At 62.5% G+C, this 26,230-nt stretch carries 24 protein-coding genes and 1 pseudogene; 15 read left to right on the forward strand and 10 right to left on the reverse strand.

From position 1 onward, the window contains the following. The gene (locus SS05631_RS01815; protein WP_037424050.1) at nt 1-1,062 is read left to right on the forward strand and encodes a hybrid-cluster NAD(P)-dependent oxidoreductase; all 1,062 of its coding nucleotides are present in this window, start codon (nt 1-3) and stop codon (nt 1,060-1,062) included. A 46-nt stretch (nt 1,063-1,108) separates the two neighbouring features. On the opposite strand, the pseudogene SS05631_RS01820 reads toward SS05631_RS01815, so the two are convergent. The 7 genes and pseudogenes from SS05631_RS01820 to SS05631_RS01855 form a co-directional block, all read right to left on the reverse strand. Continuing rightward, nucleotides 1,109-1,462, reverse strand: a pseudogene (locus SS05631_RS01820) (FCD domain-containing protein); the annotation flags it as partial. A 23-nt stretch (nt 1,463-1,485) separates the two neighbouring features. Then, complete coding sequence (locus SS05631_RS01825) at nt 1,486-2,487, reverse strand: Ldh family oxidoreductase (protein ID WP_037424053.1); 1,002 nt, start codon at nt 2,485-2,487, stop codon at nt 1,486-1,488. Nucleotides 2,488-2,718: 231 nt separating this feature from the next. Further along, complete coding sequence (locus SS05631_RS01835) at nt 2,719-3,756, reverse strand: glycine betaine/L-proline ABC transporter ATP-binding protein (protein WP_172900161.1); 1,038 nt, start codon at nt 3,754-3,756, stop codon at nt 2,719-2,721. Further along, a complete protein-coding gene (locus tag SS05631_RS01840) occupies nt 3,749-4,636 on the reverse strand; it encodes a proline/glycine betaine ABC transporter permease (RefSeq protein WP_037424114.1) in 888 nt (295 codons plus the stop codon). The genes SS05631_RS01835 and SS05631_RS01840 overlap by 8 nt, the downstream gene beginning before the upstream one ends. Nucleotides 4,637-4,727: 91 nt before the next feature. Continuing rightward, entirely contained in the window at nt 4,728-5,729 is a 1,002-nt protein-coding gene (locus tag SS05631_RS01845; RefSeq protein WP_037424058.1) for an ABC transporter substrate-binding protein, read from the reverse strand. Between the two features lie 69 nt (nt 5,730-5,798). After that, entirely contained in the window at nt 5,799-6,593 is a 795-nt protein-coding gene (locus tag SS05631_RS01850; protein WP_095677908.1) for a pyrroline-5-carboxylate reductase dimerization domain-containing protein, read from the reverse strand. A gap of 15 nt (nt 6,594-6,608) precedes the next feature. After that, on the reverse strand, nt 6,609-7,238 hold the full coding sequence (locus tag SS05631_RS01855; RefSeq protein ID WP_037424064.1) for a TetR/AcrR family transcriptional regulator: 630 nt from the start codon (nt 7,236-7,238) through the stop codon (nt 6,609-6,611). Nucleotides 7,239-7,384: 146 nt separating this feature from the next. On the opposite strand from SS05631_RS01855, the gene SS05631_RS01860 reads away from it, so the two are divergent. The 5 genes from SS05631_RS01860 (at nt 7,385) to SS05631_RS01880 (ending at nt 13,039) form a co-directional block, all read left to right on the forward strand. After that, the gene (locus tag SS05631_RS01860) at nt 7,385-9,421 is read left to right on the forward strand and encodes an NADH:flavin oxidoreductase (RefSeq protein WP_037424067.1); all 2,037 of its coding nucleotides are present in this window, start codon (nt 7,385-7,387) and stop codon (nt 9,419-9,421) included. 49 nt (nt 9,422-9,470) lie between these two features. Further along, entirely contained in the window at nt 9,471-10,073 is a 603-nt protein-coding gene (locus tag SS05631_RS01865; RefSeq protein WP_037424070.1) for a dimethylsulfoniopropionate lyase, read from the forward strand. 43 nt (nt 10,074-10,116) lie between these two features. Further along, nucleotides 10,117-10,863, forward strand: coding sequence for an electron transfer flavoprotein subunit beta/FixA family protein (locus tag SS05631_RS01870; RefSeq protein ID WP_095677909.1), 747 nt, complete (start codon nt 10,117-10,119; stop codon nt 10,861-10,863). Nucleotides 10,864-10,888: 25 nt separating this feature from the next. After that, nucleotides 10,889-11,818: an electron transfer flavoprotein subunit alpha/FixB family protein gene (locus tag SS05631_RS01875; protein ID WP_095677910.1), complete on the forward strand. Its 930-nt coding sequence runs from the start codon at nt 10,889-10,891 to the stop codon at nt 11,816-11,818. A gap of 93 nt (nt 11,819-11,911) precedes the next feature. Beyond that, nucleotides 11,912-13,039 (forward strand): S-(hydroxymethyl)glutathione dehydrogenase/class III alcohol dehydrogenase, encoded by a 1,128-nt coding sequence (locus SS05631_RS01880; RefSeq protein WP_095677911.1) that lies wholly within the window; start codon nt 11,912-11,914, stop codon nt 13,037-13,039. Between the two features lie 74 nt (nt 13,040-13,113). Here the strand turns inward: SS05631_RS01880 and SS05631_RS01885 are convergent, their stop codons facing one another. Continuing rightward, a complete protein-coding gene (locus tag SS05631_RS01885; protein WP_037413111.1) occupies nt 13,114-13,995 on the reverse strand; it encodes a LysR family transcriptional regulator in 882 nt (293 codons plus the stop codon). A gap of 129 nt (nt 13,996-14,124) precedes the next feature. Here SS05631_RS01885 and SS05631_RS01890 point away from each other — a divergent pair, with 129 nt between their 5' ends. The 3 genes from SS05631_RS01890 (at nt 14,125) to SS05631_RS01900 (ending at nt 17,986) form a co-directional block, all read left to right on the forward strand. Continuing rightward, entirely contained in the window at nt 14,125-15,621 is a 1,497-nt protein-coding gene (locus tag SS05631_RS01890) for a CoA-acylating methylmalonate-semialdehyde dehydrogenase (protein WP_037413113.1), read from the forward strand. Between the two features lie 201 nt (nt 15,622-15,822). Then, complete coding sequence (locus SS05631_RS01895; protein ID WP_037413115.1) at nt 15,823-16,941, forward strand: YjgN family protein; 1,119 nt, start codon at nt 15,823-15,825, stop codon at nt 16,939-16,941. Then, nucleotides 16,931-17,986 carry a M48 family metalloprotease gene (locus tag SS05631_RS01900; RefSeq protein ID WP_037413118.1) on the forward strand — a complete coding sequence of 352 codons (1,056 nt, stop codon included), beginning with the start codon at nt 16,931-16,933 and terminating at the stop codon, nt 17,984-17,986. Before SS05631_RS01895 ends, SS05631_RS01900 begins: the two co-directional genes overlap by 11 nt. Here SS05631_RS01900 and SS05631_RS01905 read toward each other — a convergent pair. Then, the gene (locus SS05631_RS01905) at nt 17,983-18,453 is read right to left on the reverse strand and encodes an acyl-CoA thioesterase (RefSeq protein ID WP_037413207.1); all 471 of its coding nucleotides are present in this window, start codon (nt 18,451-18,453) and stop codon (nt 17,983-17,985) included. The two genes, SS05631_RS01900 and SS05631_RS01905, sit on opposite strands and share 4 nt — an antisense overlap. A 318-nt stretch (nt 18,454-18,771) precedes the next feature. Continuing rightward, complete coding sequence (locus SS05631_RS01910) at nt 18,772-19,815, reverse strand: Fe(3+) ABC transporter substrate-binding protein (protein ID WP_037413120.1); 1,044 nt, start codon at nt 19,813-19,815, stop codon at nt 18,772-18,774. Between the two features lie 186 nt (nt 19,816-20,001). Here SS05631_RS01910 and rirA point away from each other — a divergent pair, with 186 nt between their 5' ends. The 6 genes from rirA to SS05631_RS01940 all read left to right on the forward strand — a co-directional run bounded on the left by rirA (nt 20,002) and on the right by SS05631_RS01940 (nt 26,187). Beyond that, the gene (rirA, locus tag SS05631_RS01915) at nt 20,002-20,466 is read left to right on the forward strand and encodes an iron-responsive transcriptional regulator RirA (RefSeq protein ID WP_037413208.1); all 465 of its coding nucleotides are present in this window, start codon (nt 20,002-20,004) and stop codon (nt 20,464-20,466) included. Between the two features lie 413 nt (nt 20,467-20,879). Beyond that, the gene (locus SS05631_RS01920; RefSeq protein WP_037413122.1) at nt 20,880-22,475 is read left to right on the forward strand and encodes an ABC transporter substrate-binding protein; all 1,596 of its coding nucleotides are present in this window, start codon (nt 20,880-20,882) and stop codon (nt 22,473-22,475) included. A 108-nt stretch (nt 22,476-22,583) separates the two neighbouring features. Beyond that, nucleotides 22,584-23,588 carry an ABC transporter permease subunit gene (locus tag SS05631_RS01925; protein WP_037413126.1) on the forward strand — a complete coding sequence of 335 codons (1,005 nt, stop codon included), beginning with the start codon at nt 22,584-22,586 and terminating at the stop codon, nt 23,586-23,588. A gap of 10 nt (nt 23,589-23,598) precedes the next feature. Beyond that, nucleotides 23,599-24,507 (forward strand): ABC transporter permease subunit, encoded by a 909-nt coding sequence (locus SS05631_RS01930; protein WP_037413129.1) that lies wholly within the window; start codon nt 23,599-23,601, stop codon nt 24,505-24,507. Nucleotide 24,508: 1 nt separating this feature from the next. Next, nucleotides 24,509-25,363 (forward strand): ABC transporter ATP-binding protein, encoded by an 855-nt coding sequence (locus SS05631_RS01935; RefSeq protein ID WP_083853813.1) that lies wholly within the window; start codon nt 24,509-24,511, stop codon nt 25,361-25,363. Then, the gene (locus tag SS05631_RS01940; RefSeq protein WP_037413131.1) at nt 25,360-26,187 is read left to right on the forward strand and encodes a dipeptide ABC transporter ATP-binding protein; all 828 of its coding nucleotides are present in this window, start codon (nt 25,360-25,362) and stop codon (nt 26,185-26,187) included. Before SS05631_RS01935 ends, SS05631_RS01940 begins: the two co-directional genes overlap by 4 nt. Nucleotides 26,188-26,230 lie beyond the last annotated feature (43 nt).

The raw sequence follows: 26,230 nt of genomic DNA on the forward strand, positions 1-26,230 counted from the left end.
ATGAGCCAGTTCAAGACACTCAGCTTCTGGGGCGATGCCGAACCGCTCGAATGCGTCACCCGGACGCCGGAAGCGCCAAACGTGGTGACCTTCAGCTTTCAAAGTCCCTCCGGGGCGCTGTTCAACCATGATCCGGGGCAGTTCGTCACGCTGGAACTGCCCGCTCCCGGCGGGCCGCTCTACCGCACCTATACGATCTCTTCCTCACCATCGCGGCCGACGGCGCTGACGATCACCGTCAAGGCGCAGGATCGGTCCATCGGCACGCGTTGGATGCTCGACAAGCTGCACAAGGGCATGCGCATCAGGGCCATCGGCCCGGCGGGAAAATTCTCGATCGTGCATCACCCGGCCGAGAAATACCTCTTCATCTCCGCCGGTTCCGGCATCACGCCGATGGTGGCAATGACCACCTGGCTTTACGATTCTGGGCGGGAGCCGGATATCGTCTTCATCAACTTCGCGCGCCGTCCCTCCGAGATCATCCTGCGCGACAGGATGGAACTCATGGCCTCGCGCATCGTCGGCATCGACCTGAAATGGGTGGTCGAGGAACCCGATCCCTTCCGGCCCTGGACCGGCTATCGGGGAATGTTCAACCAGATCATGCTGGGCCTGATGGCCCAGGACTATCTCGACCGCGAGGTGTTCTGCTGCGGCCCCGAACCTTTCATGCGGGCCGTGCGCGAGGCGCTTGCCGGTCTCGGCTACGAGATGAGCCGCTACCATCAGGAGAGCTTCACGGCAGAGCCCGAGCACGCCGAAGATGTTCCCGAGGATGTGGTCCCCGATCAGCAGAACCAGGCCGAGATCGCCTTCTCCCTCTCCGGCATCAGCGCCCGGTGCAACGAGACGGACACGATCCTGGTGGCCGCAAAGGCGGCGGGACTGGTGATCCCCTCGGGCTGTTCGATGGGAATCTGCGGCACCTGCAAGGTGCGCAAGACGGAAGGCCGGGTCCACATGGTGCACAATGGCGGCATCACGGAGGAGGATATCGAGGAGGGCTATATCCTCGCCTGTTGCTCCAAACCCCTGGGCCACGTGACCGTGGAAGCGTAGCCAAGGCGTCCGCCGGCGCCGAAAGAGAACAACAAGAAAGGGGCGGCTACCTGTCAGCGGTCTTCTTTGCAGGAAGATGCTTCAGGAGGGATTTGCAGGCGTTCATAATATGGGCATACAGCAGGTCCGCTGCTTTTTCCTCGTCCATGTCCCTGCAGGCATTGAGAATTTGCCGATGTTCCCGGTCAGCTGTCTGCTGGCCTTTCGACAGCGTCAGTTGAACTCTCAGGTATCGTTCCAGCCGATCGTTCACGGAGCGGATCGTGTTGACGAGGAACGGCCGCTGAGCGTCCTCGTAGAGACAGCTGTGGAACCGCCAATTTAGTTCCGACCATCGAGCGACGTCGGTCTCCTTAGCGAAGGCGTCGCAGTAGGCGAGGGCCTTTTCGAAGGTCTCTTCAGCCCGACCGCTAAACCGGGGGATCATGCGCCCGCGATTTTAACGATGTTTTCATACACACTTCGCGGCATTCGAAGGCCCTCTGACGGCGGCCGCGGATATTCGATGCCGCTGACCCCGGGCACGAACACGCCGTGGCCCTGGAGCCGGGCTGCTTGTTGGCGCACTCGTCCGACACGATCAGCGCCGGCGGGCCCCGGCATCATTGCGACCACCGTCAAGCCCGCCGCTGGAGACGTCGTGCCCGACATGAAATCGGCCGTGTCCAGCGACCACGGCCCGCCGGAGAGCCCCGCCGATAGCATTTCCACCATCAATGCCACATTCGCTCCCTTGCGCCCGCCGAAGGGAAGGAGCGCACCGGCGAGTGCTTTCGTGGCATCCTGGGTGTCCGCACCATTTTCGTCGACGGCCCAGCCCTCGGGGATGGAGCGGCCTTCGGCAGCGGCCGCCACGATGTTGACATAGGCGGTCGCGCTCGACGCCTGATCGATAATCAACGGCAACGAACCTTCTCCGAGCGGAAAGCCGAATGCCATGGGATTCGTGCTGTAGACGGCGGGTCCGCCCGGCTTTGCGACCACCATTGCATTGGCATTCGTCGCCGCGATCCCGACAATTCCCTCCGCCGCGAGCCTTCGCACGAAGTAGCCCAGTTCACCGGCGGTGTAGCTGTTCGTCTGGGTGAAGACAGCCACCCCGAATTGGCGCACCGTCCCAACCAAAACCTCGAAGGCGCGATCGAAGCCGAGCTGTGCGATACCCCGGTCGGCATCGGAAACGAAACACGCCGGAAACGGGCGTTGCAGGGTCGGTGCCGGATCGCAGTTGATACGCCCCTCGCGGAAGCTGTTCAGATAATCCACCAGGTGGGGAAATCCAAGCATGGGAGGGCCGTAGAGTGCGGCCGACAAGGTTGCGTCGACGAGCGAGCGGGCGGTGGCTTCCGTGGCGCCTGCCGCCAGGCAAGCGCGTTTCGCCAGTTCCTCTGCTTCCGCCAAGCCGAGTGAAACCTCATCTGACATTCTCAATCTCCAGTTCTGTTTTCGTCCTTCGTAGAAGGCATATGGGGCCGGCCGCCGTGCCGCGCAGTCGCCGATCCGGCGCGTTGGAATTCCCGGTCAAACGGCCCCGGCATCAACCGGTCAGCCGGGGAATTCGTCATCGAGCGCCGCGCGTGCGCCTTCTTCCGCATCGGATGTTCAGATCCGATGCGTGGAGGGTCGTGCGCCGTGATGATGGTTTCCCGGAGCCGGTCAGTTGCTCGTGACGGCGGCCGAAGCCAATGTCTTGAGGTCAACGCTCCCCAGAGGCATGCCAGCGGCGTTCACAATGGTCAGATCCTTGGCGTCACCATGGGCGAGGACCTTGATCGCGTCTTCGATCGAACTTCCTGCCAAGAGAGTCGCACCGTTGACCGGACGGCCCGGCGCAACCGGAGCCATGACGGCATCCACATGGATGACGCGGCCGCGGTTCACCTCCTTGACGAAGCTCGCCACGTAGTCGTCGGCCGGCCTGAGGACGATGTCCTGGCTGGTGCCCTGCTGGATCATTTCGCCGTCGCGCAAGATGGCGATCTGGTCGCCCAGCCTCAGCGCCTCGTCGAGGTCGTGGGTGATGAACACGATGGTCTTCCTGATCTCCTTCTGCAGGTCGAGAAGCACCGTCTGCATGTCCATGCGGATCAGCGGATCGAGCGCCGAATAGGCCTCGTCCATCAACAGCACCGGCGCGTCGTTGGAAAGCGCCCGGGCGAGGCCGACGCGCTGCTGCATGCCGCCGGAGAGCTGGTTTGGGTACTTGCTCTCGAAGCCCTTCAGCCCGACCCGCTCGATCCAGCGCATGGCGATCTCGACCGCCTTAGCGCGTTCGACACCCTGGACCTCGAGCCCGTAGAGGGTGTTGTCGAGAACATTGCGATGCGGAAGAAGCGCGAACTTCTGAAACACCATCGCCGTCTGGTGCCGGCGAAACTCGCGCAGTTCCATCTCGTTCATCTTGACCACATCGACGCCGTTCACCAGCACTTCGCCGGCCGTCGGATCGATCAGACGGTTGATGTGGCGGATCAGGGTGGATTTCCCCGAACCGGACAGCCCCATGATGACCTGGATGCAGCCGGAGGGCATCTCGATGTTGATGTCCTTGAGGCCGAGCACATGGCCGAATTTCGCATTCAACTCGGTTTTCGAGAGACCGTTGCGCACGGCCTCGACATGCCTTGCGGCGTTCGGGCCGAAGATCTTGTAGAGGTTGCGGATCTTGATGCCGTCGAAGCGATGATCAGCCATGGACAACCTCCCTGTGCTTCTGCAGCCGCTTGCCATAGGCCTGGCTGACGCGGTCGAAGATGATGGCGATGCCGACGATGGCGAGGCCGTTGAAAATGCCGAGGGTGAAGTACTGGTTGGCGATCGCCTTCAGCACCGGCTGGCCGAGGCCCTGTACGCCGATCATCGAGGCGATGACGACCATGGCGAGCGCCATCATGATCGTCTGGTTGATGCCGGCCATGATCGTCGGAAGCGCCAACGGCAGCTGCACGTTCTTCAGCTTCTGCCAGCTCGACGAGCCGAAGGCGTCGGCGGCCTCGAGCACGTCCCTGTCGACCAGCCGGATGCCGAGATCGGTGAGCCGGATCATCGGCGGGATGGCGTAGATGACCACCGCGATCAGGCCGGGAACCTTGCCGATGCCGAGCAGCATGACGACCGGGATCAGATAAACGAAACTCGGCATCGTCTGCATCACGTCGAGCACCGGGTTCACGACCCGCTGCATGCGGTCGGAACGGGACATCAGAATGCCCATCGGGATGCCGACGGCGATCGACAGAACGGTGCAGACGAAGATCATCGAGACCGTCCGCATCGTGTCGTCCCACATGTCGAAATAGCCGATGGCGAGCAGCGTAACGAGACAGCCGAGCACCACCTTCCAGCTCCGGCTCGCACCCCAGGCAATCACAAGGATGATCAGCATGATGATCGGCCAGGGCGTCTTGGTCATGAAGCGCTCGGCGGCGATCAGGAAATGCTGCAAGGGCGAGAAGAAGACCTCGATCCCATCACCATAGGCGCGCGTGAACGCCCGGAATCCCTCGTCGATGAGCTTTTTCAGCTCTCGGAGCGAGTCGTCGTTCACGCTCGGAAATTTAAAAAACCAGTCCATTCGGTTCCCCGGTTCAAAGAAGCCGCGCATGCTTTTTTATTTTTTCGGCTGTGGAATGGGGCGCGCCAAGGCGCGCCCACGCGTCAGTGGCTTAGAGCGCCGCCTTGATCTTCTCGGCGGCTTCGGGCGTCACCCACTTCGTCCAGACGTCCTCGTTTTCTTCGAGGAAGTGCTTGGCACCTTCTTCGCCGCTCGCCTGATTGTCCGTCATCCAGGCCATCAGCTTGCTGACGGTGTCGTTGCTCCAGGAGCGTTTGTTCAGGTATTCCATGATCTCGGGGCCGGCCTTCTCGGAGAAGGGCTTGGCCACCAGCGTGACGATGGTGTCGACCGGCCAGGCGCTCGGCTTCGGGTCAGGGCAATCGGCCACGGTGATGCACCGCTTCCACTCGGCTGCGTCTTCCGCAACGCCCGGCTCCAGCTTGACCATCGGATATTTGCCAAGCAGCGCTGTCGGCGCCCAATAGTAACCAACCCAGGCTTGCTTGGACTCGTATGCCTTCGCGATGGAGCCGTCCAAACCGGCGGCGGAGCCGGTGTCGACGAGCTTGAAGCCGGCCTTCTCGGCCTCGAACGCCCTATAGAGCTGCGAGGTGACGACCGTGCCGCCCCAGCCCTGAGGGCCATTGAAGAGCGCGCCCTTGCTCGGGTCTTCCGGATCGGGGAAGAGTTCCGGGTGCTTCAACATGTCGGGAATTGTTTTGATGTCCGGATGGGCATCCGCCAGATACTTCGGAATCCACCAGCCCTGTACGCCGCCGTCGGGCAGCGGCGAACCGACCTGCACGATCCGGCCCTCTTCCGTTCCCTTCTTCACGACATCGGGCAACAGGTCGATCCACGCCTCCGGCGCGATATCGGGCTCGCCCTTTTCCGCCATCGAAGTGATCGTCGGGACGGTGTCGCCGATGGTGATTTCAGCGTCGCATCCATAACCCTCGTTCAGGATGAACCTGTCGAGATTGGAGAGCACTTCCGCGCTCTGCCAGTTCATGCTCGCGATGGTCAGAGATCCGCATTCCGCGGCGCTCGCGACGGACGCGCCTCCCAGGACGCCAAGCGCGAGGCAGGTTGATGCAAGGAGCTTTTTCACTGTCGTTCCCTTTGTTTGGCGGCGTTCGTTAACGGAGCTGGCCTGCCGCGGTCGCCAGATCCGATCGGCTCAGGAGTGCTCTCCCATAGTCACCGATTTCTGAAAAGCGGCATCGAGCCCGTTTCGGACGGCAGCGTCGAAGCCGGCGGCGCGCATCGCCTCGATTGCAGCAGCAGTCGTCCCGCGGTAGCCGACAAAGGCTTCCACCGTATCGGCGGGACATTCGCCGCTCTTCTCGAAGAGTCGCCCGGATCCGACCAGAACGGCGGTAACGGCCCGTCGCGCAACATCCGGTTTGATGCCGCGTGCCACGGCATCGCGCATCATGGCGTCGGTCAGAAGAGCCGGGAAGGCTGGCCCGGACCCGGAAAGGCCGGTCAGGTAGTCGATGCCGTTTTCGCTCGCGACCTCGTCCTGCGTGCCGCAAGCATCGAAGATTGCGCACACGATGGCGCGATCTCGATCGTTCACGCCTCCGGAGCCGATCCACGGGGTATAGGACTTGCCGACCTCAGCCGCCGCGTTGGGCAAGCTGCGGACGACCCGGTCCGTATTGTGGTGTTCGGCCAATTGGCTCAAACGAATACCGGCCATGACGGAGATCACGAGCTTGCCATAGGCATCGACCTTGAGCGGCGGCCAGTCAGCGGGTCGGACCGAAACAATGATAACGTCCGAGCGATCGGCCAGCCGCTGATTGTCGGTGGTCCAGAAGGAACCGGCAAAGCGGTGCGGTTGCTCGCGCCGATAGGAGAGGGAAAGATCGCGCGGCTGCACCAGACCAGCATCGAGGATCGAAGTGGCAATGGCGCCGCCGAGCCAACCGCCGCCTCCGATGATGCCAATTCTTAGTGAGCCACTCATGTCTCCATTAACCTCTTAGTCGGGCTTGTAGCCGTGCCGGGAATAGAAGCGGTCGAGCTCCCGTTGTTCCGGCACCTGACCCGTGTAGATCGCGATATATTCGGGGATGCGCTTCATACGGAGTGCGACATCTTCCTGGGTCTGCATCGAGATGTAACCGATCTGAACCAGGTAGGTCGTGCGGGCGCGGACGTCGGCGGTGATCTCCGAATGACCGAAACGCATGAACATCCGTTTGAGGGCTTCCAGCCGGACCTGGTCGGCCTTCTGGACCTCGGCCAGGATGTCGTCCGACTGGAGTGCCCAGCTGCGTACGGCAAACTCGAACTTGGAGTCGAACAGCTCCTTGTTCAGCCAGCAATCGAAGACGTTGAGCATCGCTTCGGCGAGAGATTCCGCATAAGCCTCCGACTGTTTGACGATATTGCCGGTGTTCCTGTCCCGCCACCGACCGATGAGTGCAGCGAGCAGTTCTTCCCGGTCCTTGAAGAACCAGTAGAAGCTTGTTCTCGAGAGATTGAGCCTCTTTGCCAGCGGCAGGATCTTTACCGAATCCACGCCTGCTTCCAGCAGGGATTCGTAGGCCGCTTCCAGCCAACCCTCCTGCGATCCGCGCCAGCCGCTGTCGTTTGAGACCTGCTCCATGGTTATCTCCTAGCAAATTGTGAGAGGATGTACAAGAAAAATGTACATGCATGTCAAGGTTAATGACTTTATTGTTTTCTATATTGACACCTATGTACATTCTCGCGTAGCGTTCGGGGTGAATTTTCTAGACCGGAGCCCGGCAGATGTCGAACGATCCCCTCCTTCAGCCCTATCAGCTCAAGCACCTGACGCTGCGCAACCGCATCATCGTGACCGCGCACGAGCCGGCCTATCCGGAGGACGGCATGCCGAAGGAGCGCTATCGCGCCTACACCGTGGAACGGGCAAAGGGGGGCGTGGCCATGACGATGACCGCCGGATCAGCGGCCGTCTCGAAAGACAGCCCGCCGGTGTTCAACAATCTGCTCGCCTACAAGGACGAGATTGTCCCTTGGATCAAGGAGATGACCGACGCCGTGCACGAGGAGGGTGCGGCGATCATGATCCAGCTCACCCATCTCGGCCGACGCACGCGTTGGGACAAGGGTGAGTGGCTGCCCGTCGTGGCGCCGTCCCATCACCGCGAGGCGTCGCACCGTGCCTTTCCGAAGAAGATCGAAGACTGGGACATCGAAAGGATCATCAAGGATTTCGCCGATGCGGCCGAGCGGATGAAGGCGGGCGGCATGGACGGGGTCGAGCTCGAAGCCTACGGGCACCTCATCGACCAGTTCGCCTCGCCGTTGACGAACGAACTCGACGGCCCTTACGGCGGCTCGCTCGACAACCGCATGCGCTTCTGTTTCGACGTCCTGAGGGCGATCCGAACGCGCGTCGGAGAGGATTTCATCCTTGGCGTGCGCTACACGGCAGACGAATGTCTTCCCGGCGGAACGGGAAGGGAGGATGGCCTGGAAATATCGAAGCGCCTCAAGGAAAGCGGGCTTATCGATTACCTGAACGTCATCCGCGGCCATATCGATACCGACGCCGGCCTCACCGACGTGATCCCGATCCAGGGCATGGCCAATTCGCCGCATCTTGATTTCGCCGGCGAGATTCGCGCGGCGACAAACTTCCCGACCTTCCATGCCGCCAAAATCCCGGACGTCGCGACCGCGCGCCATGCGATCGCCTCCGGCAAGGTCGACCTGGTCGGGATGACCCGCGCTCACATGACCGATCCGCATATCGTCCGGAAGATCATCGAGAAACGCGAGGAAGACATTCGCCCCTGCGTCGGGGCGAACTACTGTCTCGACCGCATCTATCAGGGCGGCGCCGCCTATTGCATCCACAACGCCGCGACCGGACGCGAGCTGACGATGCCGCACACGATCGCCAAGGCGGACCGTCGCAAGAAGGTTGTGATCGTCGGCGCTGGGCCGGCCGGTCTGGAGGCGGCCCGCGTGGCAGGCGAGCGCGGCCATGAGGTCGTCGTCTTCGAGGCGGCCAACGATCCGGGCGGCCAGATCCGGCTGACGGCGCAGAGCGAACGCCGACGGGAAATGATAAGCATCATCGACTGGCGCATGAGCCAGTGCGAGAAGCACGGCGTGACCTTCCACTTCAACACCTGGGCGGAAGCGGATACGGTTCAGGCGGAAAACCCGGACGTCGTCATCATTGCGACCGGCGGCATGCCCCACACGGACATTCTGTCGAAGGGCAACGAGCTGGTCGTTTCCGCCTGGGACATCATCTCGGGCGACGTCAAGCCCGGCACCAACGCTCTGATATTCGACGACGCCGGCGACCATGCCGGCCTGCAGGCCGCCGAGTTCATTGCCAAGGCAGGGGGCAAGGTCGAGATCATGACTCCCGATCGCTCCTTTGCGCCGGAAGTCATGGCGATGAACCTCGTCCCCTACATGCGCTCTCTGCAGAAGCTCGACGTGACCTTGACCGTCACCTACCGGCTGGAAGCGGTCGAGAAGAGCGGCAATGAACTCGTCGCCCATGTCGGCAGCGACTATGGCGGCGTCAATAAACAACGGACCTTCGATCAGGTCGTCATCAACCACGGCACCATTCCGCTCGACGAGCTCTATTTCGAGCTGAAGCCCGCCTCGAGCAATCTCGGCGAGATGTCCCACGACCAGCTGATCGCCGGTAGGCCGCAAACCGTCTGGCGCAACGCCGACGGCAAGTTCCAACTCTTCCGAATCGGCGATGCGGTCGCCGCACGCAACACCCACGCGGCGATCTATGACGCGCTTCGCCTTCTCAAGGACATCTGACGCCGGGGCTGGGTCGCCAGCGGCCTGCCGGCCGCACGAGGGATACGCAATGACAGCTCGAAGCGAAGCCCTTCAGTCTTTCGTCGACGCCGCCTCCGCGGCATTCGACCAGTTCGCGCAGGCGACGGAATCGCGCGGGTCGATCGCGCAGATATTCTCCGCGCTTGAAGTGCCGGGCGTGCAAAGACCCGGCCCCGGAAGCCGGCTGCCGGTCTGCGTCCATCTGGACACGGCGCTTGCCGTCGAGACACAACACGACGCGCTCCGCCGCTTGGTCGATCGGTTCAAGACGATCGAACCGCTGCTCGAATGGCGGCGCCGGACAAATTATAACGGTTCGGAGAGCGAGAATTTCTTCGAGGGCCACGCCAATGCGATGATCATCGGCCCCGGCGGTCTCGAGGAGCGGCGGGACCTATGGTTCGGCGTCACTCTCATGGCGCCCGACGTCCGCTATCCCGACCACGATCACCCGCCGGAAGAGGTCTATCTCGTCCTGTCGGAGGGAGAATTCCGACAGGGGCAGGGCGCCTGGTTCTCGCCTGGCGTCGGCGGCTCCTTCTACAACCAGCCGGGAACCAGGCACGCCATGCGCTCGGTCGGCACACCGCTCTTTGCCTTCTGGGTGCTGCTGGCGAACGGGCCGGCTTAGCGAGTCCTCAGCTAGAACATCTCAAGGAACTAGGAAAACCAGCATGAAGATCTTGGTCACAGTTAAGCGGGTCGTCGACTTCAACGTCAAGATCCGGGTGAAGGCGGACGGTTCGGGCGTCGAGCTTGCGAACGTCAAGATGTCGATGAACCCGTTCGACGAGATCTCGGTCGAAGAGGGGCTGCGGCTCAAGGAGGCCGGCAAGGCTTGCGAAGTCGTCGTCGTCTCGATCGGCCCGGCCAAGGCCGAGGAGACGCTGCGCACCGCGCTCGCCATGGGCGCCGACCGGGCGATCCTCGTCGAGACCGAGGACCAGGTCGAGCCGCTCGCCGTCGCCAAGATCGTCAAGGGTGTCGCCGAAGCCGAGCAGCCGGGGCTGATCATCGTCGGCAAGCAGGCGATCGACGACGACAGCAACCAGACCGGCCAGATGCTCTCGGCGCTGCTCGGCTGGCCGCAGGGCACCTTCGCCTCCAAGGTCGAGCTCGGCGACGGCAAGGTCAACGTCACCCGCGAGGTCGACGGCGGCCTGCAGACGGTCGAATTGAAGCTGCCGGCGGTGGTAACCACCGATCTGCGCCTGAACGAGCCGCGCTATGCCTCGCTGCCGAACATGAAGGCGAAGAAGAAGCCGCTCGACAGACACATGCCTGGCGATTTCGGCGTCGACACCGCACCGCGGCTGAAGGTCTTGAAGACCGAAGAGCCGTCCGGCCGCAAGGCCGGCATCAAGGTGAAGTCGGTCGCCGAGCTCGTCGACAAGCTCAAGTCCGAAGCCGGCGTGCTTTAAGTTTAAGGAAAGGGAGATTTCCATCATGGCCATTCTGCTTCTGGCTGACCACGACACCACCCACCTTTCCGACCAGACGGCGAAGGCGCTGACGGCCGCGACGAAGATCGGCGGCGATGTGCATGTGCTCATTGCCGGCTCAGGCGTTAAAGGGGTCGCCGAGCAGGCGGCCAAGCTTTCCGGCGTCGCCAAGGTGCTGGTCGCCGACGACGCCTCGCTCGCCAACAACCTGGCCGAGCCGCTGGCGGCGCTGATCGTCTCGCTCGCCGGTTCCTACGACACGCTGATTGCCGCCGCCACCTCGGTCGGCAAGAACGTCATGCCGCGGGTTGCCGCCCTCCTCGACGTCGCCCAGGTCTCGGAGATCATCGAAGTGGTCTCTGCCGACACTTATCGGCGGCCGATCTATGCCGGCAATGCCATCCAGACGGTGCAGACGAGCGAAGCCAAGCGGGTGATCACCGTCAGGACCGCCTCGTTCGCCGCCGCCGGTGAAGGCGGTTCAGCGGTCATCGAGAGCGTCTCGGCCGCCGCCGATCCGGGGCTTTCCAGTCACGTCTCCGACGCGCTGTCCTCCTCCGACCGGCCGGAGCTGACCTCGGCGAAGATCATCATCTCCGGCGGCCGGGCGCTCGGTTCCTCGGAGAAGTTCAAGGAGGTCATCCTGCCGGTCGCCGATAAGCTCGGCGCCGCCGTCGGCGCGTCGCGCGCCGCCGTCGATGCCGGCTATGCGCCGAACGACTGGCAGGTCGGCCAGACCGGCAAGGTGGTCGCCCCCGACCTCTACATCGCCTGCGGCATTTCCGGCGCCATCCAGCACCTCGCCGGCATGAAGGATTCGAAGGTGATCGTCGCCATCAACAAGGACGAGGAGGCGCCGATCTTCCAGGTCGCCGACTACGGCCTCGTCGCCGATCTCTTCGACGTCCTGCCGGAGCTCGAGAAGGCGCTCTGAGGCGACCTGAACCAGAACATCAAACGGATGCTGCCGAAGGCGCGCGTCCGTTTTCCCGAACAAGCAGCTCACCACAATGAGAAGGGTCCAAAAATGGACGTACGCGCCGCTGTAGCCGTTCAGGCCGGCAAGCCGCTGGAAATCATGACGGTTCAGCTCGAGGGCCCGAAGGCCGGCGAGGTGCTGATCGAGGTCAAGGCCACCGGCATCTGCCACACCGACGATTTCACCCTCTCGGGTGCCGACCCGGAAGGGCTGTTCCCGGCGATCCTCGGCCATGAGGGTGCCGGCATCGTCGTCGATGTCGGCCCCGGCGTCACGAGCGTGAAGAAGGGCGACCATGTCATTCCGCTCTATACGCCGGAATGCCGCGCCTGCCCGTCCTGCCTCAGCCGCAAGACCAATCTCTGCACCGCCATCCGCGCCACCCAGGGGCAAGGCGTCATGCCGGACGGCACCTCGCGCTTCTCGATCGGCAAGGACAGGATCCACCACTATATGGGCTGCTCGACCTTCGCCAACTTCACCGTGCTGCCGGAGATCGCGCTCGCCAAGGTCAATCCGGACGCTCCGTTCGACAAGATCTGCTATATCGGCTGCGGCGTCACCACCGGCATCGGCGCGGTGATCAACACGGCACGAGTGGAGATGGGCTCGACCGCGATCGTCTTCGGTCTCGGCGGCATCGGTTTGAACGTCATCCAGGGGCTGCGGCTTGCCGGCGCCGACATGATCATCGGAGTCGATCTGAACAACGACAAGAAGGCCTGGGGCGAGAAGTTCGGCATGACCCACTTCGTCAACCCGACGGAGATCGACGGCGACATCGTCGCCCATCTGGTCAACATGACGAAGCGCGGCGCCGACCAGATCGGCGGCGCCGACTACACCTTCGACTGCACCGGCAATGTGAAGGTGATGCGCCAGGCGCTCGAAGCCTCGCATCGCGGCTGGGGCAAGTCGGTGGTGATCGGCGTCGCCGGCGCCGGCCAGGAGATTTCCACCCGGCCGTTCCAGCTGGTCACCGGCCGCCAATGGATGGGCACCGCCTTCGGCGGCGCCCGCGGCCGCACCGACGTGCCGAAGATCGTCGACTGGTACATGGAGGGCAAGATCGAGATCGACCCGATGATCACCCACACCATGCCGCTCGACGAGATCAACAGGGGCTTCGAGCTGATGCATTCGGGCGAGAGCATCAGAAGCGTGGTCGTCTACTGAGCCAGACGATTGCCGGCGGCAGTGAATTCGCCCGTTGCCGCTGGCAAGATAAGGTGGAGACCGCCACCATTTCCTCACACAAAAATCTGATGCTCAGCCGTCACCAGTTCCTGCAGGAATGAGACGACGGTGCGCACGCGCACCAATTCGCGTGCGCTCTCGTGATAGGTCGTCCAGTAGGCGCGCCTGATCGTCGTCTCGGGCAGGACGCGCGTGAGTTCCGGATATTGCCGGGCGATATAGTTGTGCAGGATGCCGATGCCGGCGCTGGAGCGAACCGCCTCGGTCTGGCCGGTGGCGCTGGAAATTTCGAAGGAAGCGTCCCAGCTTCGCATGATCTCTGCGGAGAAATTCAGCGACGGCGTGAAGATCAGGTCCTCCACATAGCCGATCCGTCGGTGGTTCTTGAGGTCGTCGACCGTTGACGGAGTGCCGTAGCGGGCAAGATAGTCTGCCGATGCATAGAGGCCGAGTGTATAGTCGGTGAGCCTGGAGGAAACGAGCCGCCCCTGTTCGGGCCGTTCGATGGTGATGGCAATGTCGGCCTCGCGCTGCGACAGCGAGAAGGAGCGCGCCACCGGCACGAGCTGCAGCTTGAGTTCCGGATGGCGCGCCGTCAGCCGTCCGAGCCGCGGCGCCAGGAAGGAGACGCCGAAGCCGTCGGGGGCGCCGATGCGCACCGTGCCGGCGATTGCCGTGTCGATCCGGCCGATCTGCGACTGCGCCGCGAGCATTTCGGTTTCCATGCGCTCGGCGGCGGAAAGGAAGATCTCGCCCTCGGCGGTCAGTTCGCAGCCGTTCGGACGGCGGACGAGCAGCCGCGTCTTCAGCGTTTCTTCGAGCGCAGTGACGCGCCGGCTGAGCGTCGCGTGATTGATGCCGAGCCTCTTAGACGCGGCAAGGATCTGGCCCGTTCGCGCCACCGCGAGAAACACCCTGACGTCGTCCCAGTCCATGTAGCTGCTCCAGTGAACTTCAATTTTCGCACAACGGTTACTGAATTTCGGAAATTGATTTGTTGAAATCGTAGTGCGATCATGCGCCCAAGATCAAGACCAACCAGGATCAAGACAGGAGGAACACCGATGTATGAAGTAGGACATTTCATCGACGGCAAGCGCGTCGCCGGCAAGAGCGGCCGCGTCAGCAACATCTTCAACCCGGCAACGGGCGAAGTTCAGGGCACCGTGGCGCTGGCGAGCGACGCGGAGCTTGCAGCCGCCGTCGAGAGCGCCAAGGCCGCGCAGGTCAAGTGGGCCGCCACCAACCCGCAGCGCCGCGCCCGCGTCTTCATCAAGTTCGTTCAGCTCCTGAACGAGAACATGAACGAACTGGCCGAGATGCTCTCCCGCGAGCACGGCAAGACCATTGACGATGCCAAGGGCGATGTCGTCCGCGGTCTTGAAGTCTGCGAATTCGTCATCGGCATTCCGCACCTGCAGAAGAGCGAGTTCACCGAAGGTGCCGGCCCTGGCATCGACATGTACTCGATCCGCCAGCCGGTCGGCGTCGGCGCCGGCATCACGCCCTTCAACTTCCCGGCAATGATCCCGATGTGGATGTTCGCGCCGGCGATCGCCTGCGGCAACGCCTTCATCCTGAAGCCCTCCGAGCGCGATCCGTCCGTGCCGATTCGCCTTGCCGAACTGATGATCGAGGCCGGCCTGCCGGCCGGTGTCCTGAACGTCGTCAACGGCGACAAGGGCGCGGTCGACGCGATCCTGACTCATCCCGACATCGCCGCCGTCTCCTTCGTCGGCTCGACCCCGATCGCCCGTTACGTCTACGGAACCGCGGCGATGAACGGCAAGCGCGCCCAGTGCTTCGGCGGCGCCAAGAACCACATGATCATCATGCCCGATGCCGATCTCGACCAGGCCGCCAACGCGCTGATCGGCGCCGGTTACGGCTCTGCCGGCGAGCGCTGCATGGCGATCTCGGTCGCGGTTCCGGTCGGCGAGGAAACCGCCAACCGCCTGATCGACAAGCTGACGCCGATGGTCGAGAGCCTGCGCATCGGCCCCTATACGGACGAAAAGGCCGATATGGGCCCGGTCGTCACCAAGGAGGCCGAACAGCGCATCCGCAGCCTCATCGACAGCGGTATCGAACAGGGTGCGAAGCTCGTCGTCGACGGCCGCGATTTCAAGCTGCAGGGCTATGAGGACGGCCATTTCATCGGCGGCTGCCTGTTCGACCACGTCACGCCGGACATGGACATCTACAAGACGGAGATCTTCGGCCCGGTTCTCTCGGTCGTGCGCGCCAAGAACTACGAGGAAGCCCTGTCGCTCCCGATGAAGCATGAATACGGCAACGGCGTCGCGATCTACACCCGCGACGGCGACGCGGCGCGCGACTTCGCCTCCCGCATCAATATCGGCATGGTCGGCGTCAACGTGCCGATCCCGGTTCCGCTTGCCTACCACTCCTTCGGCGGCTGGAAATCCTCGTCCTTCGGCGATCTCAACCAGCACGGCCCGGACTCGATCAAATTCTGGACCCGGACCAAGACCATCACCGAGCGGTGGCCCTCGGGCATCAAGGATGGCGCGGAGTTCTCGATCCCGACGATGCGCTGACAAAGAAAATATCCTCCCCCATTGAGAGCCTCCTCCGGGAGGCTCTTTTTTGTTGCATTCCGCGCAGCGGCACAACTAACGTCGGGCTTGACGGTGCAGTCGACGGGTGATTCGCGCATGCGTTGCGTTAGATGCTTCCGGCTGCAATCGGAATGGCGGAGTCGGCGCAAGCGGCGTATGGTTTTGTCGAGGGGATGGATCATGGTTTTGGCTGAGCCGTTGGCGGCACAGAGTGTCGGGCAGGGCAGTTTCGGGCGCGCCGGTCACGGCGATTTTCAGCGCCTGTCATTTACCGCCAGCGGCAGCGAGTATTTCGGCATCTGGATCGTCAACATACTGCTGACGATCGTCACGCTCGGCATCTATTCCGCCTGGGCCAAGGTGCGCCGCAATCGCTATTTCTACGGCAACACAGTGCTCCTCGGGCGCGGGTTCGAATATCATGCCAGGGGTGGGCAGATCCTGATCGGCCGGATCATCGTCTTCGCCTATCTGGTGCTCTACAACGTGCTCCTGACCTTCGCACCGTTCGCCGGCATCGCGCTCGTTCTATTGTTTCTCTGTTTCGTCCCGTGGCTCGTCGCCCGGGGCTTGCGCTTCAGCGCGCGGGTGACGAGCTACCGCAATGTCCGCTTCGATTTCGTCGGCCGCGCCGGCGGCGCCTTTCTCGCCTTCATCGTCGGCCCGTTCCTTGCGGCGGTGACGCTCGGGATCCTTGCGCCGCTCGCCAGCCGCTGGACCTATCGCTACATCGGCAGCAATCTGCGTTACGGGCAAAGAGCCTTTTCCACCGAACCCTCGGTCGGGGTAATTTATAAGTCCTGGGGTATTTCGGCGGCGATCATTGTTCTCGGGCTGTTGATCGTCGGCTTCATCGCCTTCCTCAACATTGCGCTTTTTGCGACGGCGATCGAGAGCCCCGACTTGCTTCCGGCCGAGATGCAGATGTCGCTCGTCACGCTGATGGTGCTCGGCTACATCCTGTTTTTTGCGATCTTCGGTGTGGCGGCGCTGGTCTACCGTGCCGGCGTGCGCAATGTCGCCTGGTCCGCCACCACCTTCGACGGCAAGCACCGGCTCTTGAGCGATCTCTCGCGCCTGCGCTACACTTGGATCGCCATCTCGAACGTCGTCGTGACGCTTCTAACGCTCGGCCTGATGCGGCCCTGGGCCGCCGTCCGGATGGCGCGCTACGTCAACGAACACACCGGCGTCCGATTCGAGGGCAATGTCGGCGAGATCTTCTCGGCGATCGCCCAGGAAGGCTCGGCGGTCGGTGCCGAATTCATGGATATCGAAGGCTTCGACTTTGGCTTCTGACAATTCGGCCTTTGCGCATGGCGAGTGGCATCCCCCGGGGTCGAGCCGCTCAGTGACCTCCGGCCTCGTTGAGGCCGGGGAGCGGCTGGTCGCCAGTGACGAAACCGGTGCGGAACTCGCCGGGGGCAGCCTTTCGGCCATCGAGATCTCCGCGCGGGTCGGCCGCATCCCGCGCCGGGTCACCTTCCCCGATGGTTCTCTTTTCGAGACCGACGACAACGACGCGATCGACCGCTTCCTGTCGCGCAAGGGCCGGAGCGGGGCAGGGCTTGTCCACTGGCTGGAGCGCTTCCACCCGCGGCTGATCGCCTTCGTCGCGGCGACCATCCTGCTCGGTGCGTTGATCTACCGCTACGCGCTGCCGGCCCTCGTCGAAGTCGCCATCGCCGTCACGCCGCCGATCGTGCCCCAGATCATGTCGGCGAGCACGCTCGAGACCATGGATCGGACGCTGCTTGGCGAAACGAAGCTGGATGAGGCGCGGCGCGGCAGGATCGTTGACGGGTTCCGGCGTATCGCGGCGCTCTCGGCCGCGGGTGAGGCGGCCTATACGCTGAACTTCCGCGAAGGTGGTCCGATGGGTCCCAACGCCTTCGCCCTGCCCGATGGTACCCTCATCGTGACGGATGAGCTCGTCGAACTTGCCGGTAATGACACGGAGATGATCGTAGGCGTGCTGGCGCACGAAATCGGCCATGTCGAGCACAAGCACAGCCTCAGGCAGATCTATCGCGCGGCCGGGGTTGCCGCACTCATCATGCTGATCGCTGGCGATATCGGATCGGGAGCCGAAGACGTTCTGGTGGAGGGAGGCGGCCTGCTCGCGCTCTCCTATTCGCGCGCCGCGGAAGCGGAAGCGGACCGGCATTCCGTCGAGCTGATGATGAAGGCTGGCCGCGATCCGACGGCGATCGTCCGCTTCTTCGAGCTGCTGGAGACGAAGCTCGACGATCATTCCGACACAAGCATCTTCTCGACCCATCCCGGGACGCCGGAGCGCCGCAAGGCGATCCTCGAGCTGATTGCCGAACTGCGGAAGGGCTAAACTCCGCCGGAAACGGCCGTGGAGCCGGCAGACCGGAACCGTTCCTCGAACTCCCGGCGCAGTTCCCGCCGGACCTCGGCGGCGCGGTAGCGGCGTTCCGTTATGCCGGGCTCGGGGCGGTAGGGCGGCACGCTCGTGGGCCGGCCTTCCGCGTCGACGGCCACCATGGTGAAATAGCAGGAGTTGGTGTGCCTCCGTTCGCCGGTGCGGATGTTCTCCGCTTCGACCCGGATTCCGACCTCCATCGAGGTTCGGCCGGCATAGTTGATGGAAGCCCGAAAGTGCACCAGTTCGCCGACATGGATCGGCTGGCGGAAAACCACCTGGTCGACGGAGAGTGTCACCGCATATTGCTTTGAGTAGCGCGAGGCGCAGGAGAAGGCGACCCGATCGAGGAGGTTGAGGAGCGCGCCGCCATGCACCTTGCCGCTGAAATTCGCCATGTCGGGGGTCATCAACACGACCATTTCCAACTGGCTCTTGTCATTCGTCTCTTCCAATTTCCCCTCCGATAAGGCCGTTCCAGCCGAGCGCTACTATCGAGGGGTCAAGAATCCTATGGTTGGATCGGTCCGTCAATGCGTCTGCGAAAGCGTTGGTCGGCGGAAATTTGCCTGTCGAGTGCCCTAAACGAAAACAGCGGGCCTTGTGCCCGCTGCTTCCTCTCAATGGCAATGACCGCCTTACAGTGCCGTGCGTCCTTAGGACGCACAAAGGACGCTGTAAGCCTTTAAATCTACGCATCGTGCTTTCCGAAAATCGGGTCCGATTTTCGGGCCGATGCGCTAGTCTTGCGGCCCATCGTTGTAGCCGACCTTGTCGACCAGTTCCGACGCCTTCTTCCGGTTTGCGGCAATCTCGGCAAGCGGCAGGGTGTCCGGCTTGATCGTCCCGAAGGACTTGACGACGTCAGACGGCTCGGCACCCGGAAGCACCGGGTATTCGAAGACCTGCTCGGCATAGATCTTCTGCGCTTCGCCGGCCGAAAGGAATTCCATCAGCTTGATGGCGTTGTCCTTGTTCGGGGCGTTCTTCGCGAGCGCCATGCCGGAGATGTTGACATGCGTGCCGCGGTCCTTCGCGTTCGGGAAGAGGACCTTGATGGCCGAAGCCCATTCCTTCTGCTCGGGCTCCTTCTCGTTGGTCAGCATGAGACCGACATAGTAGCTGTTGCCGAGCGCGATATCGCATTCGCCGGCAAAAATCGCCTTTGCCTGGTCACGGTCGCCGCCATCGGGCTTTTTCGACAGATTGTCCCTGAGCCCCGTCAGCCACTTTTCCGTCTCGGCCTCGCCGTGGTGGGCGATCATCGAGGCGAACAGGCCGACATTGTAGGAATGCTGGCCGTCGCGGGTGCAGAACTTGCCCTTCCATTTCGGGTCGGCGAGCTCCTCATAAGTGATGTCGTTCTGCGGCACGCGTTCCTTCGACGCATAGATGACGCGGCCGCGGGTCGTCAGGCCGAACCAGTTGCCGTCCGGGTCACGGAAATGCGCCGGAATGTCCTTGTTGATCGTCTCGTTGATGAGCGGCTGGGTCACGCCGGCGTCACTCGCCTCGGTCAGGCGGCTGATGTCGACGGTCAGGATCACATCGGCCGGAGAGTTCGCGCCCTCCGCCTGGATGCGCTCAACGAGGCCCTTGTCGAGGAAGAGCACATTGGCGGTGATGCCGGTCTCCTTGGTGAAGGCGTCGAGCAGCGGCTTGATAAGATCGGGCTGGCGGTACGAATAGATGTTGACCTCGCCATCGGCGCGGGCAGGCGCCGTCAAGGCAAGGAACGCCGCCGCGACCGACAGGGTGCCGATCAGCGTTTTAGAGGCAAGCATGGTGTTCTCTCCGTTTGGTGGTGCTTATAAGTTAACCAGGCGGGTCATATTTCTACCGCGCGACAGCGACAGTCAACGGCGAAACGGCGAAGTAAAGCCTTCGTGAATTTTTCATGTTTTGGAATTGTTCCAAACTACGTTCCGTCCTATATGAGAGGGACGAATTTCTCGATCCCGGAGTGAATGATGCGTCTGACGAAGCAAACAAACTACGCAGTTCGCATGCTGATGTACTGTGCTGCGAATGGCGAGAAGCTCAGCCGCATTCCTGAAATCGCCAAAGCGTACGGTGTTTCCGAGCTGTTTCTGTTCAAGATCTTGCAGCCCTTGACCAAGGCGGGTCTGGTGGAAACCGTGCGCGGCCGCAATGGCGGCGTTCGGCTGCCGAAGCCGGCCTCGGAGATCAGCCTCTTTGACGTGGTCAAGGTGACGGAGGACAGCTTCGCCATGGCCGAATGCTTCGAGGCGGGGGAGGTCGACTGTCCTCTGGTCGACAGTTGCGGCCTCAATGCCGCGTTGCGCAAAGCGTTGAACGCCTTCTTCGAGGTACTCGAGGGCTATACGATCGACGATCTCGTCAAGGCGCGACCGCAGATCAACTTCCTTCTGGGTTTGGACACCGGTTCGCAGCCGCAGCCCTCTGCCGCCTGAAAAAAACCGGTTCGACATGTGAAGCGCGGAGCCCCTTCTCCGCGCTTTTCTGCGTCTTCTCCTCGCTTCTTCCGCCGCATCCCCGTCTTACTGCATGTGTCCTCGAGTCGTGCCGATTTGAGGACAAAACATGCAGCAATTCAAAGTGCTACAGGGTCCTTTGTGCGTCTGATAAGACGCGCGGGCCTGTAGGGGAGGGCTCATCGACACGCGACAGGCGCAGCCGGAAGACCGATTCGCTGCCGGGGCCGAGCCTCTACCTGTGGAAGAATTTTTCGCATAGACAAATTTCTTAAGCGAGTTATTGCAATGCGACGCCAAATGTCGTTCCATCCGTTCTTGACCGGATGGAAAAACTCTCGCCGCGGTCGAAAACAATACGAGAACAAAAAACAAATCTGGGAAGCAAGCTCATGAAAAAGCTCACGACTCTCTTCGCAGCGACGGCGCTCGCCACGCTGATGGCCGGCACTGCCTGGTCGAAAACGTTCGTCTTTTGCTCGGAAGGCTCGCCGGAGGGTTTTGACCCCGGCCTCTACACGGCCGGTACAACGTTCGACGCTTCCGCGCATACCGTCTATAACCGCCTGCTCGAGTTCAAGAAGGGCACGACGGAAACCGAGCCGGGGCTCGCCGAGAGCTGGACGATCTCCGACGACGGCCTCGAATACACCTTCAAGCTTCGTCCCGGCGTCAAGTTCCAGACGACCGAGTTCTTCACCCCGACCCGCGAACTGAACGCCGACGACGTCGTCTTCTCGCTCGAGCGCCAGTGGAAGTCCGACAATCCGTGGCACGGCTATGTAACCGGCGGTTCCTGGGAATACTTCGCCGGCATGGGGCTGCCCGAGCTGCTCGAGTCGATCGAGAAGGTCGACGACATGACCGTCAAGATCAAGCTGAAGCGGAAAGAAGCTCCCTTCCTCGCCAACCTGGCCATGCCCTTCGCTTCGATCATGTCGAAGGAATATGCCGACAAGCTGCAGGCCGAAGGCAAGATGAACCAGCTGAACCAGATGCCGCTCGGCACCGGTCCCTTCTCCTTCGTCGCCTATCAGCAGGATGCCGTCATCCGTTACAAGGCTCACCCGGACTACTGGGGCGGAAAGCAGAAGATCGACGACCTGGTCTTTTCGATCACGACCGATGCGGCCGTCCGCTTCCAGAAGCTTCAGGCCGGCGAATGCCACCTGATGCCGTATCCGAACGCGGCTGACGTCGAGGCGATGAAGGCTGATCCGAACCTCAAGGTGGTGGAACAGGCCGGCCTCAACGTCGCCTATCTCGCCTACAACACCACGCAGGCGCCTTTCGACAAGGTCGAAGTGCGCAAGGCGCTGAACAAGGCGATCAACAAGCAGGCGATCGTCGACGCCGTCTTCCAGGGGCAGGCTACGCCGGCGACGAACCCGATCCCGCCGACGATGTGGTCCTATAACGAACATCTCGAAGAGGACACCTACGAGCCGGAAGTGGCAAAGAAGATGCTTGAGGACGCCGGCGTCAAGGACCTGTCGATGAAGGTCTGGGCGATGCCCGTCGCGCGGCCCTACATGCTGAACGCGCGTCGCGCTGCCGAGATGATGCAGGCAGACTTCGCCAAGATCGGCGTCAAGGTCGAGATCGTCACCTACGAGTGGGCCGAATATCTCGAGAAGTCCAAGGCGAAGGACCGCGACGGTGCGGTGATCCTCGGCTGGACGGGTGACAACGGCGACCCGGACAACTTCCTTGACACGCTGCTCGGCTGCGACGCCGTCGGCGGCAACAACCGCGCTCAGTGGTGCAACAAGGAGTTCGACGATCTGGTCACCAAGGCCAAGGAAGCGTCCGACGTCGCAGAGCGCACCAAGCTCTACGAAGAGGCGCAAGTCGTCTTCAAGCGCGAAGCGCCGTGGGCGACGCTCGACCACTCGCTCTCCATCGTCCCGATGCGCAAGAACGTCGAAGGCTTCGTGCAGAGCCCGCTCGGCGACTTTGCTTTCGACGGCGTTGATATTGTAGAGTAATCTTACCGACTGACCCGAAGGGGGCGTTTGCCGTTGGCGAACGCCCCTCTTCCTTTTTGCCGGTGCCGCAGCAACGAGGCCGCGGTTACGATGGCATGAGGTTTGACTATGTTTCGATTCTTGCTGGGGCGCTTGGCAGTGCTGGTCCCGACCTTCATCGGGGTGTCGATCATTGCCTTCTCCTTCATCCGCCTGCTTCCGGGCGATCCCGTGGCGCTGCTTTCCGGCGAACGGGTGATGTCGCCGGAGCGGCACGCCGAGATTTCTCACCAGCTCGGCTTCGACCGCCCTATCGTCGTGCAGTACCTGGATTATCTCTGGGGTGTCGTCCGCGGCGACTTCGGCACCTCGATCGTCACCAAAAAGCCGGTGATCGACCAATTCATGGAGCTCTTTCCCGCAACCGTCGAGCTGTCGCTGTGCGCCATCATCTTTGCCGTCGTCGTCGGTATCCCGGCCGGCGTGATTGCGGCGATCAAGCGCGGTTCCATCCTCGACCAGCTGATCATGGGCACGGCGCTCGTCGGCTTCTCGATGCCGATCTTCTGGTGGGGGCTGCTGCTGATCATCGTCGTCTCCGGCATGCTGCAATGGACGCCGGTGTCCGGGCGCATCTCGCTGATGTTCTTCTTTCCGTCGGTCACGGGCTTCATGCTGATCGACTCGCTCCTGTCGGGGCAGGAGGGGGCGTTCCAATCGGCCTTCAGTCATCTGATCCTGCCGACGATCGTGCTCGGCACCATTCCGCTCGCCGTCATCGCGCGGCAGACCCGTTCGGCGATGCTCGAAGTGCTCTCGGAGGATTATGTCCGCACCGCGCGCGCCAAGGGGCTTCCGACCTTTCGAGTGGTAGGCATCCATGCCTTGCGCAATGCGATGATCCCGGTCGTGACCACGATCGGCCTGCAGATCGGCGTGATGCTGGCGGGCGCAATTCTGACCGAATCGATCTTCTCCTGGCCGGGCATCGGCAAGTGGATGGTAGATTCGGTGTTCCGGCGCGATTACGCCGTCATCCAGGGCGGGCTGCTGATCATCGCCGGCGTCATCATGCTGGTAAACCTCGCCGTCGATATGCTCTACGGGTTGATCAACCCGCGCATCCGGCATTGAGGAGGGCGATATGACCGAAGTTACCGCAACAACCGCCATATCGACCGACCCGTCCCGCCGGGCGCGGCTCGCCGAATTCTGGTACTATTTCTCGGAGAACCGCGGCGCCGTCATCGGCCTCTTCTTCTTTCTTTTCCTGGTAGTGCTGGCGATCTGCGCTCCGCTGGTGGCACCGCATGATCCGACCGTCCAGTTCCGCGACGCGGTACTGCTGCCGCCCTTCTGGCAGGAGGGGGGGCGCGTCGAGTTCCTTCTCGGAACCGACGCCGTTGGACGCGACATGCTTTCGCGCCTCATCTACGGCACGCGCTTCTCGCTGTTCGTCGGCGTCATCGTGACCACATTGTCGCTGAGCGGCGGCATTCTGGTCGGCGTCATCGCCGGCTATTTCCGTGGATGGGTCGACACCGTCATCATGCGGATCATGGACATCATCCTGGCCTTCCCGTCGCTGCTCCTGGCGCTCGTCCTGGTGGCGGTACTGGGGCCGGGTCTCACCAATGCGATGATCGCCATCGCCATCGTCTTCCAGCCCCATTTCGTCCGGCTGACGCGCGCCGCGGTGATGTCGGAGAAGACCCGCGACTACGTCGTCGCCGCAAAGGTCGCCGGGGCGGGGCACCTGAGGCTGATGTTCAGGACCATCCTGCCGAATTGCATGGCACCGCTGATCGTTCAGGCGACGCTCTCCTTTTCGAGCGCGATCCTCGACGCAGCGGCGCTCGGCTTCCTCGGCATGGGCGCGCAGCCGCCGACGCCGGAATGGGGAACGATGCTTGCAGAAGCCCGCGAATTCATTCTGCGGGCCTGGTGGGTCGTGACGCTTCCGGGTCTCGCGATCCTCCTGACCGTTCTGGCAATCAACCTGATGGGCGATGGACTGCGTGATGCTCTCGACCCCAAGCTGAAGAGGTCCTGACATGGCGCTTCTTAAAATCGAAAATCTCGTCGTCGAATTCCAGACGGCTACCGGGCCGTTCCGAGCCGTCGACGGCGTTTCGCTCAAGGTTCATGAGGGCGAGGTCCTGGCGATTGTCGGGGAGTCCGGTTCGGGCAAGTCCGTGTCGATGCTCGCGGCGATGGGGCTTCTGCCCTGGACCGCGAAGGTGACGGCCGACAAGCTCGCCTTCAACGGGCGGGATCTCCTGAAAATGCCGTCGGCCGAGCGCCGCAAGATCGTCGGCAAGGACATCGCGATGATCTTCCAGGAGCCGATTGCGAGCCTCAATCCCTGCTTCACCGTCGGTTTCCAGATCGAGGAAGTGCTGCGCATCCATATGGGCCTCGACCGGACGGCGCGGCGCAGGCGCGCCATCGAGCTCTTCGAGGCCGTCGGCATTCCCGATCCGGGCGAGCGCCTCGGGCATTTTCCGCATCAGATGTCGGGCGGCCAGTGCCAGCGCGTGATGATCGCGATTGCCCTTGCCTGCAATCCGAAGCTCCTGATCGCCGATGAGCCGACGACGGCGCTCGACGTGACGATCCAGAAGCAGATCCTCGACCTGCTGATGAAACTGCAGCAGGAATACCGCATGGGCCTGATCATGATCACCCACAACATGGGTGTCGTCGCCGAAACGGCCGATCGCGTCGTCGTCCAGTACAAGGGTCGTAAGATCGAGGAGGCGGATGTGCTGTCGCTGTTCGAATCGCCGAAGAGCAATTACACGCGGGCGCTTCTCGCCGCCCTTCCGGAAAACGCGACGGGGGACCGGTTGCCGACGATTTCCGAACTTTTCAATGAGCAGCAGACGCTCGAGGGAGCCGCTCGATGACCCACGTTCTCGAAGCCCGCAACCTGGTGCGCGACTATCACATCCCCGGCAGCCTGTTCCGCAAGGCGCGGACCGTCCATGCGCTGAAGGGCGTCAGCTTCACCGTCGACGAGGGCAAGACCCTCGCGATCGTCGGCGAAAGCGGCTGCGGCAAGTCGACGCTCGGCCGCATCATCACCCTGATCGACCCGGCGACCGCCGGAGAGCTGCTGATCGATGGCAATAAGGTGGACATCGCACGCGATGGCCTGACCACGGAAATGCGCCGCAAGGTGCAGATCGTCTTTCAAAATCCTTACGGATCGCTCAATCCGCGCCAGAAGATCGGCGACATCCTTGCGGAACCGCTGGTGATCAACACCAAAGTTCCCGCAGCCGAGCGGCGCGAGCGGGCGATGACGATGCTGAAGAAGGTCGGCCTGGAGGAGAAGCACTACAACCGCTATCCGCACATGTTCTCCGGCGGTCAGCGGCAGCGCATCGCCATCGCCCGCGCTCTGATGCTCAATCCCAAGCTCCTGGTGCTGGACGAGCCCGTTTCGGCGCTCGACCTATCCGTCCAGGCCCAGGTCCTGAACCTGCTTGCCGATCTGCAGGACGAGTTCAAGCTCACCTATGTCTTCATCAGCCACGACCTCTCGGTGGTGCGCTACATCGCCGACGACGTGATGGTGATGTATTACGGCGAGGCAGTCGAATACGGCAGCCGGGACGAGGTGTTTTCCAATCCGCAGCACAGCTATACCAAGACGCTGTTCGCGGCCACGCCGCGTGCCGATGTTGCGAGCATCAAGGCGCGGCTCGCCCGCAAGAGCGCCGCCTGAGCGGCTCCGACCGAGCCGAGTAAAAAACCCAGAAAGCCGCGTC

Origin of the sequence: Sinorhizobium sp. CCBAU 05631, from assembly GCF_002288505.1 — a bacterium.
Classification (GTDB): Bacteria; Pseudomonadota; Alphaproteobacteria; order Rhizobiales; family Rhizobiaceae; genus Sinorhizobium; species Sinorhizobium fredii_C.

Bases quoted from the DNA above. Each gene is read 5' to 3' on its own strand.
- SS05631_RS01815 (WP_037424050.1), top strand. From the start codon at position 1: ATGAGCCAGTTCAAGACACTCAGCTTCTGGGGCGATGCCGAACCGCTC.
- SS05631_RS01825 (WP_037424053.1), bottom strand. From the start codon at position 2,487: ATGTCAGATGAGGTTTCACTCGGCTTGGCGGAAGCAGAGGAACTGGCG.
- SS05631_RS01835 (WP_172900161.1), bottom strand. From the start codon at position 3,756: ATGGCTGATCATCGCTTCGACGGCATCAAGATCCGCAACCTCTACAAG.
- SS05631_RS01840 (WP_037424114.1), bottom strand. From the start codon at position 4,636: ATGGACTGGTTTTTTAAATTTCCGAGCGTGAACGACGACTCGCTCCGA.
- SS05631_RS01850 (WP_095677908.1), bottom strand. From the start codon at position 6,593: ATGAGTGGCTCACTAAGAATTGGCATCATCGGAGGCGGCGGTTGGCTC.
- SS05631_RS01855 (WP_037424064.1), bottom strand. From the start codon at position 7,238: ATGGAGCAGGTCTCAAACGACAGCGGCTGGCGCGGATCGCAGGAGGGT.
- SS05631_RS01860 (WP_037424067.1), top strand. From the start codon at position 7,385: ATGTCGAACGATCCCCTCCTTCAGCCCTATCAGCTCAAGCACCTGACG.
- SS05631_RS01865 (WP_037424070.1), top strand. From the start codon at position 9,471: ATGACAGCTCGAAGCGAAGCCCTTCAGTCTTTCGTCGACGCCGCCTCC.
- SS05631_RS01870 (WP_095677909.1), top strand. From the start codon at position 10,117: ATGAAGATCTTGGTCACAGTTAAGCGGGTCGTCGACTTCAACGTCAAG.
- SS05631_RS01875 (WP_095677910.1), top strand. From the start codon at position 10,889: ATGGCCATTCTGCTTCTGGCTGACCACGACACCACCCACCTTTCCGAC.
- SS05631_RS01880 (WP_095677911.1), top strand. From the start codon at position 11,912: ATGGACGTACGCGCCGCTGTAGCCGTTCAGGCCGGCAAGCCGCTGGAA.
- SS05631_RS01885 (WP_037413111.1), bottom strand. From the start codon at position 13,995: ATGGACTGGGACGACGTCAGGGTGTTTCTCGCGGTGGCGCGAACGGGC.
- SS05631_RS01890 (WP_037413113.1), top strand. From the start codon at position 14,125: ATGTATGAAGTAGGACATTTCATCGACGGCAAGCGCGTCGCCGGCAAG.
- SS05631_RS01895 (WP_037413115.1), top strand. From the start codon at position 15,823: ATGGTTTTGGCTGAGCCGTTGGCGGCACAGAGTGTCGGGCAGGGCAGT.
- SS05631_RS01905 (WP_037413207.1), bottom strand. From the start codon at position 18,453: ATGGTCGTGTTGATGACCCCCGACATGGCGAATTTCAGCGGCAAGGTG.
- SS05631_RS01910 (WP_037413120.1), bottom strand. From the start codon at position 19,815: ATGCTTGCCTCTAAAACGCTGATCGGCACCCTGTCGGTCGCGGCGGCG.
- rirA (WP_037413208.1), top strand. From the start codon at position 20,002: ATGCGTCTGACGAAGCAAACAAACTACGCAGTTCGCATGCTGATGTAC.
- SS05631_RS01920 (WP_037413122.1), top strand. From the start codon at position 20,880: ATGAAAAAGCTCACGACTCTCTTCGCAGCGACGGCGCTCGCCACGCTG.
- SS05631_RS01925 (WP_037413126.1), top strand. From the start codon at position 22,584: ATGTTTCGATTCTTGCTGGGGCGCTTGGCAGTGCTGGTCCCGACCTTC.
- SS05631_RS01930 (WP_037413129.1), top strand. From the start codon at position 23,599: ATGACCGAAGTTACCGCAACAACCGCCATATCGACCGACCCGTCCCGC.
- SS05631_RS01935 (WP_083853813.1), top strand. From the start codon at position 24,509: ATGGCGCTTCTTAAAATCGAAAATCTCGTCGTCGAATTCCAGACGGCT.
- SS05631_RS01940 (WP_037413131.1), top strand. From the start codon at position 25,360: ATGACCCACGTTCTCGAAGCCCGCAACCTGGTGCGCGACTATCACATC.